The 15158-nt window shown below is 72.7% G+C and carries 13 protein-coding genes; 8 read left to right on the top strand and 5 right to left on the bottom strand.

The genetic code is table 11. The annotated features are described in order from the left end of the window. Positions 1-152 precede the first annotated feature (152 nt). Positions 153-1562, bottom strand: coding sequence for an amidase (locus ACW9J6_RS14420; RefSeq protein WP_457117166.1), 1410 nt, complete (start codon positions 1560-1562; stop codon positions 153-155). A 133-nt stretch (positions 1563-1695) separates the two neighbouring features. Between ACW9J6_RS14420 and ACW9J6_RS14415 the strand changes: the two genes are divergently transcribed. After that, a complete protein-coding gene (locus ACW9J6_RS14415; protein WP_457117165.1) occupies positions 1696-2259 on the top strand; it encodes a TetR/AcrR family transcriptional regulator in 564 nt (187 codons plus the stop codon). A 118-nt stretch (positions 2260-2377) separates the two neighbouring features. On the opposite strand, the gene ACW9J6_RS14410 is transcribed toward ACW9J6_RS14415, so the two are convergent. Further along, on the bottom strand, positions 2378-2977 hold the full coding sequence (locus tag ACW9J6_RS14410) for a hypothetical protein (RefSeq protein WP_457117164.1): 600 nt from the start codon (positions 2975-2977) through the stop codon (positions 2378-2380). Between the two features lie 18 nt (positions 2978-2995). After that, positions 2996-4171, bottom strand: coding sequence for a zinc-dependent alcohol dehydrogenase (locus tag ACW9J6_RS14405; RefSeq protein WP_457117163.1), 1176 nt, complete (start codon positions 4169-4171; stop codon positions 2996-2998). Between the two features lie 641 nt (positions 4172-4812). Here ACW9J6_RS14405 and ACW9J6_RS14400 point away from each other — a divergent pair. Then, positions 4813-5910, top strand: a complete 1098-nt coding sequence (locus ACW9J6_RS14400) for a two pore domain potassium channel family protein (RefSeq protein WP_457117162.1) — start codon at positions 4813-4815, stop codon at positions 5908-5910. A 65-nt stretch (positions 5911-5975) separates the two neighbouring features. Then, entirely contained in the window at positions 5976-6785 is an 810-nt protein-coding gene (locus tag ACW9J6_RS14395; RefSeq protein ID WP_457117161.1) for a Crp/Fnr family transcriptional regulator, read from the top strand. 6 nt (positions 6786-6791) lie between these two features. Here the strand turns inward: ACW9J6_RS14395 and ACW9J6_RS14390 are convergent, their stop codons facing one another. Continuing rightward, positions 6792-8690: a PAS domain S-box protein gene (locus ACW9J6_RS14390; protein WP_457117160.1), complete on the bottom strand. Its 1899-nt coding sequence runs from the start codon at positions 8688-8690 to the stop codon at positions 6792-6794. A gap of 419 nt (positions 8691-9109) precedes the next feature. Between ACW9J6_RS14390 and ACW9J6_RS14385 the strand changes: the two genes are divergently transcribed. From ACW9J6_RS14385 to pyk, 5 genes are all read left to right on the top strand, one after another. Next, positions 9110-10069: a DMT family transporter gene (locus ACW9J6_RS14385; protein ID WP_457117159.1), complete on the top strand. Its 960-nt coding sequence runs from the start codon at positions 9110-9112 to the stop codon at positions 10067-10069. A 38-nt stretch (positions 10070-10107) separates the two neighbouring features. Further along, positions 10108-11412 (top strand): glycerate kinase type-2 family protein, encoded by a 1305-nt coding sequence (locus ACW9J6_RS14380; RefSeq protein WP_457117158.1) that lies wholly within the window; start codon positions 10108-10110, stop codon positions 11410-11412. Continuing rightward, the gene (locus tag ACW9J6_RS14375; protein ID WP_457117157.1) at positions 11378-11839 is read left to right on the top strand and encodes a DUF1036 domain-containing protein; all 462 of its coding nucleotides are present in this window, start codon (positions 11378-11380) and stop codon (positions 11837-11839) included. Before ACW9J6_RS14380 ends, ACW9J6_RS14375 begins: the two co-directional genes overlap by 35 nt. 41 nt (positions 11840-11880) lie before the next feature. Then, entirely contained in the window at positions 11881-12222 is a 342-nt protein-coding gene (locus ACW9J6_RS14370; RefSeq protein WP_457117156.1) for a type II toxin-antitoxin system HicB family antitoxin, read from the top strand. 138 nt (positions 12223-12360) lie between these two features. After that, positions 12361-13797: a pyruvate kinase gene (pyk, locus tag ACW9J6_RS14365; protein WP_457117155.1), complete on the top strand. Its 1437-nt coding sequence runs from the start codon at positions 12361-12363 to the stop codon at positions 13795-13797. 310 nt (positions 13798-14107) lie between these two features. Here the strand turns inward: pyk and ACW9J6_RS14360 are convergent, their stop codons facing one another. After that, positions 14108-15157, bottom strand: coding sequence for an alpha/beta fold hydrolase (locus ACW9J6_RS14360; protein ID WP_457117202.1), 1050 nt, complete (start codon positions 15155-15157; stop codon positions 14108-14110). Position 15158: the final 1 nt, after the last annotated feature.

Genomic DNA, 15158 nt, shown 5'->3' with positions numbered 1-15158 from the left:
CGGCGCCGGACGGGAATCGCCGGGGCGCGGGGAAAGCGGGGCGGAATCAAGGGGGTAGGGTCGTCGTCGGAGCGGCTCGACCCGGCGGGGCCGCTGCGCCGGCAAGCCCGCCCGCAGGATGCGTCCGGCCTCGGGTCGATCTCCGGCCGTGGTCACAGGCTCGGGCGCGGGTGTTCGATCTCACGCCGAGCCTCGAGGCGCGCGGCGAGGTCCAGGATCGTGCTCTCGGCGAACGGGCGCGCGACCAGTTGCACGCCGATGGGCAGGCCCTCGCGGCTGGTGCCGAACCGGACCGTCATCGCGGGCAGGCCGGTCAGGTTGAACGGAACCGTCGCGCTGAGGATGTGCCGCGCGGGCACGGTCCTGCCGTCGACGGTGAACTCGGCCAGCCCGTGCGGCGGCGCCGGCACCGGCGTCACCGGGCACAGCAGCGCGTCGTGGCGCGCGAAATAGGCCGCGAAGGCATCCCTCAGCCGCTCCACCGCCTGATGCGCCTTTAGGTAAGCGTCCGGCGCGACGTCGGGCCGCCCGAGGAGGGCCGCGCCGGTCCGGAACAGGGGGTCGGACCGGCCCGCCACGAGGCGCGCGATCTCCGGCTTGACCTCGGCGGCGAACAGCGCCCCGGACAGCGCGACGCCGTCGCTCTCCTCCAGCACCGGGATCCGCACCGGCTCGACGGCGCATCCCCGATCCCGCAGGGCGCGGGCCGCCCCCTCCACCGTCGCGGCGACCTCGGACGCGACGGGGCCGAAGCCCGGCTCCGTCAGCCACCCGACCCGGATCGGGCGATCGGGACCGGCGGCGCCGAGGTCGAGGTCGCGCGGAATGGCGGCGTACCCGTCGATCCCGTCCGGTCCGGCCATGAGGCGGTAGCCCAGCGCCACGTCGCGCACGCTGCGGGCCATCGGTCCGACGTGCCAGAAGCGGCGCGGCACCTGCGGCCAGTGTCCGGTGGTCGGGACGCGCCCGTGGGTCGGCTTGAGGGCGGCGATGCCGGTATGGGCGGCGGGGCCCCGCACCGAGATGGCGACGTCGCTGCCGATGCCGATCGGCGACATCCCGGCGGCGATCGCCGCCGCCTCGCCCCCGCTCGACCCGCCGGGCGTCCGCGCGAGGTCCCAGGGGTTGTTAGTGCGCCCGGTCAGCAGGTTGTCGGTCTCGGTCCAGTAGGAGAACTCGGGCAGGTTGGTCTTGGCCAGCAGGATCGCGCCGGCCTGCCTGAAACGGGCGACGGCGGTCGCGTCCGCCCGCGGGACGCGCCCGGCGAAGACGGGCGAGCCGCGCTGCGTCGCCACGTCGGCGGTGTCGAGACAGTCCTTGACGGTGAACGGCACGCCGTGGAGCGGTCCGAGCTCGGCCCCCGCCATCACGGCGGCTTCCGCGTCCCTGGCGGCGGCCAGCGCCTGCTCGGCGGCCAGCGTGACGATGGCGTTGAGCCTCGGGTTGACCGCCGCGATGCGGTCGAGATGCGCGCGGACGATCTCGACGGGCGAGACGTCCCGCCTCCGCACGCGGGCGGCCAGTTCCGTCGCATCCGCGTCGGTCAGGGGGCTGGCGACCACGGCGACCTCCCTCGCAGGCATGGACCAGGCGTAGCCGCGCGCGCGGGCCCTGTCTATCTACCAGTTGATAGATTGCGCTGTCGCGGAGCGTCGTCAATGTCGCTCGACCGGGCGGTCGGGCCGGAGGCACGGGATGACGGACAGACGAGAGGCGATCCTCGCCGCGGCGCGGGCGGCGGCGCAGGCCCACGGCTACACCGGGCTGAACTTCCGCGACCTCGCGGCGGAGGTCGGGGTCAAGAGCGCCAGCATCCACTATCACTTTCCGACCAAGGCCGCCCTCGGCGCGGCGGTGGCGCGGCGCTACCGGGAGGATTCGAAGGCCCGGCTGGACGCGCTGTGGGCGGAGAGCGGGGACCCGCTGGCCTGTCTCGCCCGCTATCCCGGCCTGTTCCGCAGGGCGCTGGAGGACGGGAACCGGATGTGCCTGTGCGGCTTCATGGCGACCGAGCACGAGGATCTCCCGGACGCGGTCCGGGCCGAGGTCCGCGCCTTCGCGGACGTCCACGTCGCGTGGCTGGCGACGGTCCTGCGCGCCGCGGACGCTGCCGCGGAACCTGCCGCGATCGCGCGCAGAGCCCGGGCCATCTTCGCGGCGATCGGCGGCGCACAGGTGATGGCGCGGTCGCGCGCGGACATCGCCGTCTACGACGACATCGTGGCGGGCTACCGCGCGAGCGGCCTGCTGCCCGCCTGATCGGAGGCAGGCCCGATCGGCCGGTCCATCGGAGCCGGCCCGCGCGACGTCGACCGTCGCGCGGGCGAGGCTTCGGGCCGCGCGGGCAGCCCGAACCCCTCAGCGGGTCGGGACGGCCTCACCCCGCGGAGGCGCGCGGCGAGACCGCGGCGAGGGCCGGGGCGTGCCGCAGGTCGGGCGGGGTCTTGAAGTCCCGCGCCGCGCCGCGGGACGCCGTGACGCCGCGCGGGAAGCCGCTGCGATCCCGGTAGGACCGCTTGCGTCCCGCATCGCGGCCGTGGCGCACCGTGGTGGCCTGGGCGTCGATCAGGTCGACGGCCGTGATGCCGAGCAACAGGGCCAGGGCGACCACGACGTTGTCCCGCTTCGGGTTGCCCGGCCGAAGCGCCGTCATCACGGTCGCGATGTCGAGGCCGTCGCCGGCGACGCGGCTCCAGAGCCCGAGCTTCTTGTCCACCGACAGCGAGAGGATGCCGCTGCCGATCTCGCGGGCCCCGTAGGCCCGCACCAGGGCCTCCTTGCCCTCCATCCCGAGCGCCTGCGTGATGCGCTGGGGCGCCAGGAGCTCGGTGAGACCCAGGGCGAGGCTGAACCAGCCGAGCCCCTGGGCGACGCTGTCCGGCACGCCGCGGGAACTCGGCCCGGTGCGAAGGACCTTCGGATCGCCCTCGGACCGCGCGATGTTCGAGAGGCCGGCGATGCTTGAGATGTTCGTCATGATCTCTCCCTCGTCCTGTCAGGGTTTGAGAACGACCTTGATGCAGCTGTCCTGCTTGTCCCGGAACATCCGGTACATCTGGGGTCCTTGGTCGAGCGGGACCTCGTGCGTGATGACGAAGGAGGGATCGATCTGCTCCTCCTCGATCCGGCGCAGGAGATCGGCGGTCCAGCGCTGGACGTGGGTCTGCCCCATGCGGAAGGTCAGGCCCTTGTTCATCGCCGCACCCATCGGGATCTTGTCGGCCAAGCCCCCGTAGACACCCGGGATCGAGATCAGACCCCCGGGTCGGCACACGTAGATCATCTCACGCAGCACGTGCGGCCGATCGCTCTCGGCCAGGAAGATCTGCTTGGCGCGGTCGTAGACCGTATCCGGCATCGACGGCGTGACGTGGCTCTCCATGCCGATGCAATCGATGCACTTCTCGGGGCCTTCGCCGCCGGTGAGCTCGTTCAGCCGCTCGACCACGCTCTCGTCGTCGAAATTGATGGTGATGGCGCCCGCCGCCTGGGCCATCTCCAGCCGCTCCGGCAGGTGGTCGATGGCGACGACCTGCTCGGCGCCCAGGAGGATGGCCGAGCGGATCGTCATCTGGCCGACCGGCCCGCAGCCCCAGATCGCCACGGTGTCGGTGGGCTGGATGTCGGCCTGCACGGCCGCCTGCCAGCCGGTCGGGAAGATGTCCGACAGGAACAGCAGCTTCTCGTCGGGAATGCCGTCGGGCACCTTCTGGACGGTCGCGTCGGCGAAGGGCACCCGCAGGTACTCGGCCTGGCCGCCCGGATAGCCGCCGGTGAGATGCGTGTAGCCGAACAGGCCCGCGGTGCTGTGGCCGAAGACCTTGTCGGCGAGGTGCTTCTTGCGGTTGCTCCTCTGACAGACGGAGAAGTAGCCGCGCTTGCACTGGTCGCACTCGCCGCAGACGATGGTGAAGGGCACCACGACCCGGTCGCCCTTCTTCAGCTTGCCATTCAGCCCGCGTCCGGTCTCGACGACTTCGCCCATGGTCTCGTGGCCCATGACGTCGCCCGGCAACATGGCGGGAATGAAATTGTGGAACAGATGCAGGTCCGAGCCGCAGATCGCGCAACTCGTGACTTTGACGATGACGTCGCGACCGTCCTCGATCTCCGGATCGGTGACGGTGTCACAACGGATGTCTTCCTTCCCGTGCCAAACCAGGGCTCGCATGACCTTCTTCTCCCGTCGGTTGAGGTGCGGGGGCGGTTTTGGAGCCGGACGGCCGGCGTCCCGGCCGCCTCAGGCGTGAGCCCCCGCGGGATGGTGGTCGGGACCGCAGCGAGCCGAACCGGGCGGAGCGGTGCCCTGTTCCTGCGGACAAATCCCTAGGAAAGGTCCGTTGCGGGCCGATTCTCCAGGTCCGGAAAGGATTTGGCCCGCCGGCGGGCCGGACCGGCATGGGCCCTACGGGGATGCCCGGATCCTCCTCCCCGCGTGCTCCGTCACCGTCGCGTCCGCGAGGGCGGCGCGGCCGTCCGCCGATCGGGAGGACCGCCATGGCCGATGTTCTGTCGGATGCCGAGGCAGAGGACTGCGCGCGCGAAGCCGCCGCGACGATCGAGGGGGTGCTCGGCCGGCGGTGCCCGGAGATGAGGACCGCCTTCTGGACCGCCGTCGACCTGCTCTATCGCGAGGACGTCGAGCCCGGCCGGCCGCCAGCCGCCGCCCCACGGCCGACCCCGGACGCTCGGCCGCCGGCGCCGCCCCGACCGGGACCGTCCTAGGGAAGTCTCCGCGGAACGGGGCCTGGCAGCGGCCGGTTCGCGACCAGAGTGCGCCTGCGGCGCACGGGGCCTCGCGACAGGCAGATCATGGTGTCCGTCCTCGAACGCGCGTCAGGCGCCCTCGTGATGGGGCTCGCCCTCCTCGACGTGTTCCTCACCGTCCTCTACGCCCGCATCGGCACCGGCCTGATCGCCGAGCGCGCCGCACATCTCGCCTGGATCGCCTTCCGCCGCGCGGCCGAGGCGGCCGGCGCGCGACGCGGAACGGTGCTGTCCTTCTGCGGCCCGGTCATCCTCGTCCTCTACGTCCTGCTCTGGGCCGGCGGCCTGACGCTCGGCGCCGGGCTCATCCTTCATCCCGGTCTCGGCACGGGCGTGCAGGCGGGCAACGGCCCCACGCCCACGGACTTCCTCACCGCGCTCTACGCCGGGGGCAGCAGCATGGCGATCGTCGGCGCCAGCGACTTCAAGCCCACGAGCGATGCCTACCGCGTCGTCTACCTCGTGAACTCGCTGATCGGCATGTCGGTGACCTCGCTGGTCCTGACCTACATCATGCAGGTCTACGGCGCCCTGCAGCAGCGCAACGCGCTCGGGCTGCAGTTCCACCTCCTCTCGGGTGGAACCGCGGATGCGGGCGAGCTGCTGGCGCGGCTCGGGCCCCGCGGGCAGTTCAGCGCCGGCTACAGCCACCTCATCAATCTCGCCAACGCGATGACGGCGATGAAGGAGGCCCATCACTTCTACCCGGTACTGTTCTACTTCCGTTTTCGGCAGCCTTACTACTCGGTCTCGGCGCAGGCCCATCTCGCGCTCGACACGGTCTCGCTGATCCGCAGCACGCTCGCGGACGAGGAGGCGGCCTGGCTGAAGGAGGCCGCGGCCGTCGAGGCGCTCTGGCGCGTGGCCCAGATGGTGGTCGTCACGCTCGAAGCGGCGTTCCTGCCGGGCGACCCGGCGGAGGCGGGAGCGGCCGGTCCCGACGAGCGGCGGCGGTGGCGCGCGCAGTGGGAGAAGGCGGCCACCCGGCTCGCCGCGGAGGGGATCGCGGTCGCGCGGGGGGAGGCGGCCGCGCAGGCCTACCTCGCGCAGCGCGCGCAATGGTCTCCCCACATCGCGCGGCTCGCCCCGGCGATGGCCTACGGCCGCAAGGACATCGAGGCACACGGATCGGAGACGTCCTAAGGGACCGGCCGGATGCGCCCGCGCGGCGCCGCGGGAGAATGGGCCACCATTCTGGAGGACGCCTCATGGGGATACTCGCCTCGACCACCCTGACGCAGGCCCCGATGCCCGGAGCGGTCCAAGGACGGCGGCAGCCCGGGACGGCGCCCGAAGCCGATGGTCACGCCTGCGCCCTCACCCGCAGGCTCGCCGGTCTCGCCGCGCTCACGGCGCAGGATCGCGCGGCGCTCGACGGCTTGGCCGGCTACGTCCGACCGGTCGAGCGGCACCGCGTCCTGGCGGAGCAGGAGGGCGTGTCCGACCACGTGCTCATCGTCTTCGCCGGTTTCGCCGGCCGCTCGAAGCGCCGCGCGTCCGGCCGGCGCCAGGTCGTCGCCTATCTGGTGCCCGGCGACCTCTGCGACCGGAGCGCCCTCCACGGCTCCCCGCTCGACCACGCGATCGAGACCTTCACGCCCTGCGAGATCGCCAAGGTTCCGCGCGCGGCTTACCTCGACCTGCTCGGCCGGCATCCCGGCATCGCGCTCGCGCGGCAGCGCGCACGGCTCGTGGAGGAGGCGACGGCGCGCGAGTGGGTGGTCAATCTCGGCATGCGCTCGGGCCTGGAGCGCATGGCGCATCTCCTGTGCGAGCTGATGGAGCGCCTGGGGGCGGTCGGCCAGGTCACGGACGGCGGCCTCGATCTGCCGCTGACGCAGGTGGATCTGGCCGACACGCTCGGCCTGTCGAGCGTGCACGTGAACCGCGTGCTGCAAGACCTGCGGCGGGACGGGCTGATCACGCTGCGGGGGCACCGTCTGCGGATCCTCGCGCCGCGGCGGTTGCGCGACCTCGCGGAGTTCGAGGCCGGGTACCTGCAGGCCGGGCGTCCCTAGAGGCTTTTATGGCCCGCTTCCGGCCGAGCCGCCGGGCTGCCCGGCAGGGCGCACGCCGGCCGCCGTGGCGATCAGGACCGCCTCGGGCAGGGTGCGGGCGCCCAGCGCTTCCATGACCCGGGCGCGGTGGATCTCCACGGTGCGCGGGCTCAGGCCCAGCGTGCGGGCGATGGTCTTGTTGGTGCCGCCCGCGAGCAAACCCTCCAGCACCGCCCGCTCGCGCGCCGACAGGGCCGCGATCCGGTCGTGGGACTCGTCGTGCTCGCGCGTCCGCTCCGCCATGTCGCGGATCTCGGCCTGCGCCGACCTGACCGCGAAGACCAGCGCCTCCGCGCTCCAGGGCGTTTCGAGGAAATCGACGGCCCCCGCCTTCATGGCGCGCACCGCGAACCCGACGTCGCTCCCGCTCGCGCCGATGGCCACCACCGGCAGGTGCGTGCGCGCCGCCTTCAGGGCGCTCGCGACCACCAGGCCGTCGGCCTCCTCCAGGTCGATCACGACGCAGCCCGGCATCAGGGACCCGGCCATGGTGAGGAGGGCCTGACCGCTCGCGAAGGCCTGCACCTCGTACCCGGCGGTCTGCAGGACGCCGGCGAGGCCGTGCCGGGCGTCCTCCCCGGTCGCGACCACGTAGGCGCGCAGGCCGGTATCGGCGGTGACGTCCTGCGCGATCCCGCCCACGAACTGGATGTGGCCGTCGGTCCCGGGGATCGGGAAGAAGGTGTCGCGGATGCAGCGGACCGCGCGGTCGGAGGGGCGCAGGATCCGGTACTCCAGGACCAAGGTCTCGCCCCCGCCGACCCGCTCCAGCGCCCGTGCCGCCCCGTCGCGATCCTCCGGATGGATGCTGGCAAGCCAGCTCGCGACGTCCGACATCTGCTCGGCGGGCATGCCCCAGACCTGCGCGAAGGCGGGGCTGAGGTAGTCGACGCGCCCGCTCTCCAGGTCGGCGAGCCAGAGCACGTTCGCCGAATGCTCGGCGAAGCGCCGGAAGCGCTCCTCGCTCTCGCGCAGGGCCGCCTCGGCGCGCATCTCCCGATCGACGTTCTTCACCACCATGATGGCCTGCCGAATGTTGCCGTCGCGCTCCCGCACCGGAATGGCGCTGACGCGCATCCAGGACTCGTGGCCCTGCCCGGACCGGTGCAGGAAGCTCACGTCCTGCACGACCTCGCCCCGCATCGAGCGCGCGAAGGGATAGTCGTGCGGGCTCAGCATCCGGCCGTCCGTGTCGAAGCCGGTCCAGTCGGGCCGCGCGTCCGGATCGAGGGAAGGGGGCCGGCCGCCGGGAAGGAAGTGTCGACAGAGCGGGTTGGTGAGCAGGGCGCGTCCGTCAGCCCCGAAGAGCCCGGCCGCGAAGGGGAGATGCTCGATCAGGGTGTCGAAGCGCGCCCGCTGCGCCTCGATCTCCCGCAAGGCGGAGCGGAGGTGCTCCTCCATGCGGACCCGCCCGGTGGTCTCGTACACGTGACAGAGCACGCCCTGCACGCTGCCGCTCTCGCCCCGGACCGGCGAGTAGGAGAAGGTCCAGAGGCTCTCCTCCCGAAACCCGTTGCGATCGACCGTGACGGTGTAATCCTCCAGGTAACTCGCCTCACCGCGCAGCGCGCGCTCCGTCACCGGACCGATCTGACTCCATGCCTCGCCCCAGACCTCGCGGAAGGGGCGCCCGAGCGCCTCGGACTTGATGCCGAGGATGGGCCGGTACGCGTCGTTGTAGAAGCTGATGAGGTCGGGCCCCCAGGCGAGGTAGGTCGGAAAGGCCGAGTTGAGCATGCTGCTGAGCGCGTACCGCAAGGCGAGCGGCCACGCCTCGATCGCGCCGAGCGGCGAGGGTCTCCAATCGTGCTCTCGGATGCGGAGAGCCATCTGACCCCCGCCGGTGAGGAAATGTCCTGATTCCATGGCCGCCTCCTTCCGGGTTCGTGTGGAAGAGGCTGATCCACCCAGGGGGCAATTAACTATGTTATTATGGATAGTACAATTGAATTGACGTATCCATAATCGGTATGGAATCTAGTTTCCATGACGTAAGGATAGAACCCAGCATCGAATGGCTGGAAAGCAGATCGTCCGGACGGCGAACATGGATCTGGCGCTTAAAACAGGCGTGCTCAATCCGGATGCGATCGCGAGCCCCGTGCGCATGGCCGGGCGGGCGGGTTCTCGACCCGCAGGCGAGGGAACGCGACTCGTCCGGCCGCCCCTCCCCCCAAAGAGCCGAGCGCCCCGCGCCGCGCCCCGGCCCACCGCCAGGGTGACGCGGGCCGCGACTTGCCATAGTGCTTGCCGGTCGATCCGCCGCCGTCGGAGCCGCCTGGTCCATGTCCCGGCCCCTGTCCCGCACGCCCCAGCCCGACCTGGCCGCTGGCCCGGGAGCGGTGTCCCCTGGAGCCCGCTCCGCGGAAGGAGGCGCGGGCCTCGCCTTCGCGGCCCTGTTCCTCGGCGCGGTGGCGATGGGCGTGTCGCCGATCCTGGTGCGGCTGGTGAGCCCGGAGGTCGGCCCCTTCGCCAGCGCCTTCTGGCGCGTCGCCCTGGCGCTCCCCGCCCTCTACGGCTGGATGCGGGCCGAGGAGGCGGCCCGGCCGCACCTGCGGCGCCCGGCCCTCGCCCCCGCCGTGCTCCTCTCGGGCCTCGCCTTCACGGGCGACCTCGTGTTCTGGCACCGGGCGATCCTCGAGACCACGGTGGCCAACGCCACCTTCTTCGCCACCACCGCCCCGGTCTTCGTGGTGCTGTTCGCCTGGATCGGGCTCGGGCGCCGCCCCGCGCGCGCCACCCTGGCGGGGCTCGCGCTCTGCCTCGCCGGGGGCGCGGCGCTGATCGGCCAGTCCCTGCAGATCGACCCCGCCCGCCTCGCCGGGGACCGGGACGGGGTGCTGACGGCCCTGTTCTTCGGCCTCTACTTCCTCACCGTCGAGCGCGCCCGCGGGCAGGGGATCGGCGCCGCCCGGGTCACCTTTGGGGCCTCCTGCGTGACGGCCGTGCTGCTCCTCGGCGTCGTGCTCGCCGTCGAGACGCGGCCCGTCCTGCCCCAATCCGCGGGGGCGGCCGCGGGCCTCGTCGCCCTGGCGCTCCTGAGCCACGCCGCCGGCCAGGGCCTGCTCTCGGTGGCGCTCGGCCGCCTTCCCGCCGCCTTCTCGTCCCTGGTGATCTTCCTCGAGGCGGTGGCCGCCGCGGCGCTCGGCTGGATCGTGCTGGGCGAGGCGCTGAGCCTGCCCCAGGCACTGGGCGGCGCCCTCATCCTGTTCGGCATCGCGGTCGCCCGCCCGCGGCGCCGCTAGCCCGACTTCCCCCGAAGACACGCGCGAGGATCCGGCCCGTGACCGCCACCCCCTCCCCCGCCGATGCGCGCCGCGCCCTGCTGCTGCGCCTCCTCGACGCGGCCGTGACGGCGGCCCATCCCCGCGGCTGCCTCGTGCCCGAACTGCCGCCGCCGCCGGCCGGGCGGCTGGTGATCCTCGGCGCCGGCAAGGCGGGCGCCAGCATGGCGGCCGTGGCCGAGCGGCACTACCGCGAGGCGCACGGGCTCGGCCCGGACCGCCTCGTCGGGCAGGCGGTGGCGCGTCACGGCTACGGCGAGCCCGCCGGCCTCGTGGCGGTGGTCGAGGCGGGCCACCCGGTCCCCGACCAGGCCGGCATCGATGCGACCCGCCGCAGCCTCGACCTCGCGGCCGCGGCCGGCCCCGACGACCTCGTGCTGGTGCTGCTCTCGGGGGGCGGTTCGGCGAACTGGATCGCGCCGGCCGGCGACCTCACCCTCGCGGAGAAGCAGGGGATCACCAAGGCGCTGCTGCGCTCGGGCGCGCCCATCGACGAGATCAACTGCGTGCGCAAGCACCTGTCGCGGATCAAGGGCGGGCGATTGGCGCTCGCCGCGCGCGGGGCCGGACAGGTTCTGACGCTCGCGATCTCCGACGTGCCCCGGGACGACCCGGCCGTGATCGCGTCCGGGCCGACCGTGCCCGACCCCTCGACGCTCGCCGAGGCCCGCGCCATCTGCGCCAAGCGCGGCATCCCGCTGCCGCCCGCCGCCGAGGCGCTCCTGAACGATCCGGAGAACGAGAGCCCGAAGCCCGGCGACCCGCTCTTCGCCCGCACGGCGTACCGCATCATCGCCCGGCCGATCGACGCCCTGAAGGCCGCCGCCGCGGCGGCGGCGGAGGCCGGCTACGCGCCGGAGATGCTCGGGGCCGACCTGGAGGGCGAGGCCCGGGAGGTCGCCGCCGAGCACGCGGCACTCGCCCGGCAGAGGGCGGCGGAGGGCCGCAAGGTCGCGCTGATCTCGGGCGGCGAACTCACCGTGACGATCCGCGGCGAGGGCCAGGGCGGGCCGAACCAGGAATACATGCTCGCGCTGGCGGTCGCCCTCGACGGGACGCCGGGCATCGCCGGCCTCTCGGCCGACACCGACGGCACCGATGGCGGGCGCGGCGAGGCCACCGACCCGGCCGGGGCGCTCGTCGACGAGACGACGCTCGCCCGTGCGGCGGCGGCGGGGCTGGACCCGCGGGTCAGTCTGTCGGAGAACGATTCCACCTCCTTCTTCGACCGGATCGGCGACCTTGTCCGGCCTGGGCCGACCCGCACCAATGTCAATGATTGCCGCATCATCCTGGTGGGTTAGGGCGACACGCGCGGGGGCTTCGGCGCTCGCCCTGTGGCTCCTCCTCGGCGCGACGCCCGCCCGCGCGGACCTGCGCATGTGCAACCTCACGGGCAGCCGCGTCGGCGTCGCCCTCGGCTACCGGGATTCCGGCGGCTGGGTCACGGAGGGTTGGTGGAACCTCACCGCCAAGGCCTGCGAGACCCTGCTGAAGGGGTCGCTCGCCGCCCGCTACTACTACGTCTTCGCGGTCGATTACGACCGCGGCGGCGAGTGGAGCGGGCGCTCGCTGATGTGCACCCGCGACCGCGAGTTCACCATCCGGGGCGTCGAGGACTGCCTCGCCCGCGGCTACGACCGCAACGGCTTCTTCGAGGTCGATACCGGCGAGCAGAAGAGCTGGACCATCCAGCTCACCGATCCGGGGCGGCCGGCGGCGAGTCCGTGAGGCCGATCTCCGGAGCTGCCTGGGAGAACCGAGGTTCGACCATGACGACGATGCACGACAAGGGCTACGAGGCCCTCGTCGAATTCGACGAGGAGGCCGAGCTGTTTCACGGCGAAGTTCAGGATCTGCGTGACGTGATCACTTTTCAGGGTCGTTCGGTGGATGAACTGAAACAGGCCCTGGCGGACAGCATCGAGGATTACTTCGCTTTCTGTGCCGAGCGCGGTGAGGAGCCGGAAAAGCCTTACTCCGGGCAATTCGTGGTCCGTGTCGAACCCGGGCTGCACCGGGCCGCCGTGTCGGCCGCCCGCCGTGCGGGTCTCAGCCTCAACAAGTGGGTCGCGCGTGAGTTGGAGCGGGCGACCGTCTCTGCTGCCGGTTGAGCCCAGCGCTCGATCGCCCCCCCGGAAGGAAGGGGGGAGTCCCGTCCCGCTGACCTGCTAAGAGCTTGCCGGTTCGCCGGGCTGCGCCCCGCGCGGGATCCTTGAGACCGGCCTTCGCCCATCGCCCCGGACCAGCCCATGAAACGCGCCCGCCGCACCAAGATCGTCGCCACCCTCGGCCCGGCCTCCGAGGAGCCGGAGGTGATCGAGAAGCTGTTCGAGGCCGGGGCCGACGTGTTCCGCATCAACATGAGCCACCTGCCCCGGGAGCGGCTGTCCGAGCGGGTGGCGGTGATCCGCTCGATCGAGCAGCGCCTGCGCCGGCCGATCGCGATCCTCCTCGACCTGCAGGGGCCGAAGCTGCGGGTCGGAAAGTTCGTTGGGGACGCCGCGATCCTGGAGAACGGCCAGGGCTTCGTCCTCGACGGGGACGAGGCGCCGGGGGATTCCGCCCGGGTCCACCTGCCCCATCCGGAGATCCTCTCCTCCCTGGAGCCCGGCCACGCGGTGCTGATCGACGACGGCAAGCTGCGCCTGCAGGTCGTCGAGGTCGGGCCGCGCCGGGTCGTCACCCGGGTGCTGGTCGGCGGGCGGATCTCGAACCGCAAGGGCGTCTCGCTGCCCGACACCGTGATCCCGGTCGCCGCCATGACCGAGAAGGACCATCTCGACCTGGAGGCCGGCCTCGCCGCCGGCGTCGACTGGATCGCCGTCTCCTTCGTCCAGCGCCCGGAGGACGTGGCCGAGGTCAAGGCGATCGCGGGCAACCGCGCCCTGGTCATGGCCAAGATCGAGAAGCCGCAGGCGCTCGCCTGCCTCGACGCGATCATGGAGGTCTCCGACGGCCTGATGGTCGCCCGCGGCGATCTCGGCGTCGAGATGCCGCTGGAGCAGGTGCCCGGGGTGCAGAAGCGCATCACCCGCGGGGCGCGGCGCCTGGGCAAGCCCGTGGTGGTGGCGACCCAGATGCTCGAATCGATGATCGCCGCGCCGGTGCCGACCCGGGCCGAGGTCTCGGACGTGGCGACCGCCGTCTACGAGGGCGCCGACGCCGTGATGCTCTCGGCCGAGAGCGCCTCGGGCGGCTTCCCGGTCGAGGCGGTGGCCACCATGAACCGCATCGCCGAGCAGGTGGAGCGCGACGGGATCTACTGGTCGATCATCGCCGCCCAGCGCACGCCGCCGGAGGCCACCGCCTCGGACGCGATCGCGCTCTCCGCCCACCAGATCGTCGACACGCTCGGCCTCGACGCGATCATGGCCTGGACCGCTTCCGGCTCGACGGCCCTGCGCCTCGCCCGCGCGCGCCCGAACGCCTCGGTGATCGCGCTGACGCCCAAGCGCGAGACCGCGCGGCGCCTCGCGCTCGCCTGGGGCACGCACCCGATCGTCACCAACGACGCCAGCGACATCGACGACATGTCGTTCCGGGCCTGCAAGTTCGCGGTGCGCGAGCGCTTCGCCAAGGTGGGGGACCGGGTGATCGTGGTGGCGGGCCTGCCCTTCGGCACGCCCGGCGCGACGAACCTGATCCGCATCGCGCAGGTCACCCGCGAGCACGCCGCGAAGGCGTGAGGGGCGGGCCTTGGTCTCCAGAAAGCGCTCATTCAACATCAAACTACATTAGTCCAGCGCGCTCCGGATCCCCTCTCCCGGGTGGGAGAGGGGTAGGGGTGAGGGTGGCTCGGCCTCAGGGTTGAACTCCGAAGGTCGAGCTGCCAGCGGCATCGTTCAGGATACTTGCTGAATCCGAGCCACCCTCACGCGGGATCTTCGATCCCCCGGCCCCTCTCCCACTCGGGAGAGGGGAGACGTGCCTCACATTCTCCCCAGACAACCATGCCGCAGCGGCGGAATGTTGGCCGGCGACCCTTCATCGGACGCCTCACTCCGAGCCGACGCTCTGGCGCGCCGCCACCGCCTCCACCTCCGCCACCACCGCGTCGGTCGCCGTGTAGTGCAGCATGTGGCCGACGCCCGGCAGCACCACGAGGCGCGCGCCCGGCACCGCCCGCGCCATCGGCTCGGCATGAACCGGCGTGCGCACGACCGGGTCCGCGTCGCCCGCCACGATCGTGGTCGGCACCGCGATCCGCCCGTAGCGCGGGCTCTGCTCGGCCAGGAAACCGTAGAGCCCGTCGAGGTCCTGGAGATTCGCCGCGAAGGTCGCGGGGCGCAGCACCAGGGGCACCCGCGCCGCGTCGAGGTAGTCCGCCGGCAGGGGCTCGGGGCGGAACACCGCGGCGGCGAACCGGTCGAGATAGGCGAGGCCGAGCGGCGCCGCGACCGTGTGCGTGGCGAGCCACAGGAGGGCGCGGCCGAACACGGAGCGGTACCAGCCCGCGTAGCCCGGCACCGCGCCGCCCGGCCAGGGATAGAGGGCCGGCGCCAGCAGGACGAGGCCGGAGACCCGCTCGGGATGGTCGAGGGCGAGACGGGCCGCGAGCGCGCCCGACCAGGAATGGCCCACGATCGTCGCTGGCCCGATCCCGAGGGTGTCGAGGGCCCGCGCGATCAGATCCGCCTGCACGGCCGGGGAGGCCGCCGCGCTTCCGCCGATCCGGTCGCTCCAGCCGAAGCCCGGCCGGTCGAAGGCCAGGACCCGGAACCCGTCGCCCGCGAGCCGCCGGCCGAAGGCCTGCATCGGATCCATGCCGTTGGCGGAGGCTCCGTGCAGAAGCACCACCGTGCCGCGGCTCGGGCGGCCCTCCCCCGGCCCGGCCTCCAGCACCGCGAGCTGCCCGCCCGGCACGCTCACGCGCCGGCCGGCCGGCGGGTAGCGCGCCTCGACCTGCGCGGTGATGATCCAGGTCGCCGCGAGCCCCAGCGCGAGGAGCAGCGCCACGAGGCCGAGCAGCCCGCCCGCGAGCCAGGTCAGCACGCGCCGCCCGCCCGGCAGCCGGTCATGATCGGGGCGTTCCTGGCCGCGCCGCATG

It is taken from the genome of Methylobacterium sp. JK268 (genome assembly GCF_054052225.1).
The sequence above is the reverse complement of the archived record's forward strand: the minus strand, read 5'-3'. Positions and strand labels throughout refer to the sequence as shown.

Bases quoted from the DNA above. Each gene is read 5' to 3' on its own strand.
- ACW9J6_RS14415 (WP_457117165.1), top strand. From the start codon at position 1,696: ATGACGGACAGACGAGAGGCGATCCTCGCCGCGGCGCGGGCGGCGGCG.
- ACW9J6_RS14410 (WP_457117164.1), bottom strand. From the start codon at position 2,977: ATGACGAACATCTCAAGCATCGCCGGCCTCTCGAACATCGCGCGGTCC.
- ACW9J6_RS14405 (WP_457117163.1), bottom strand. From the start codon at position 4,171: ATGCGAGCCCTGGTTTGGCACGGGAAGGAAGACATCCGTTGTGACACC.
- ACW9J6_RS14400 (WP_457117162.1), top strand. From the start codon at position 4,813: ATGGTGTCCGTCCTCGAACGCGCGTCAGGCGCCCTCGTGATGGGGCTC.
- ACW9J6_RS14395 (WP_457117161.1), top strand. From the start codon at position 5,976: ATGGGGATACTCGCCTCGACCACCCTGACGCAGGCCCCGATGCCCGGA.
- ACW9J6_RS14390 (WP_457117160.1), bottom strand. From the start codon at position 8,690: ATGGAATCAGGACATTTCCTCACCGGCGGGGGTCAGATGGCTCTCCGC.
- ACW9J6_RS14385 (WP_457117159.1), top strand. From the start codon at position 9,110: ATGTCCCGGCCCCTGTCCCGCACGCCCCAGCCCGACCTGGCCGCTGGC.
- ACW9J6_RS14375 (WP_457117157.1), top strand. From the start codon at position 11,378: ATGTCAATGATTGCCGCATCATCCTGGTGGGTTAGGGCGACACGCGCG.
- ACW9J6_RS14370 (WP_457117156.1), top strand. From the start codon at position 11,881: ATGACGACGATGCACGACAAGGGCTACGAGGCCCTCGTCGAATTCGAC.
- pyk (WP_457117155.1), top strand. From the start codon at position 12,361: ATGAAACGCGCCCGCCGCACCAAGATCGTCGCCACCCTCGGCCCGGCC.
- ACW9J6_RS14360 (WP_457117202.1), bottom strand. From the start codon at position 15,157: ATGCGGCGCGGCCAGGAACGCCCCGATCATGACCGGCTGCCGGGCGGG.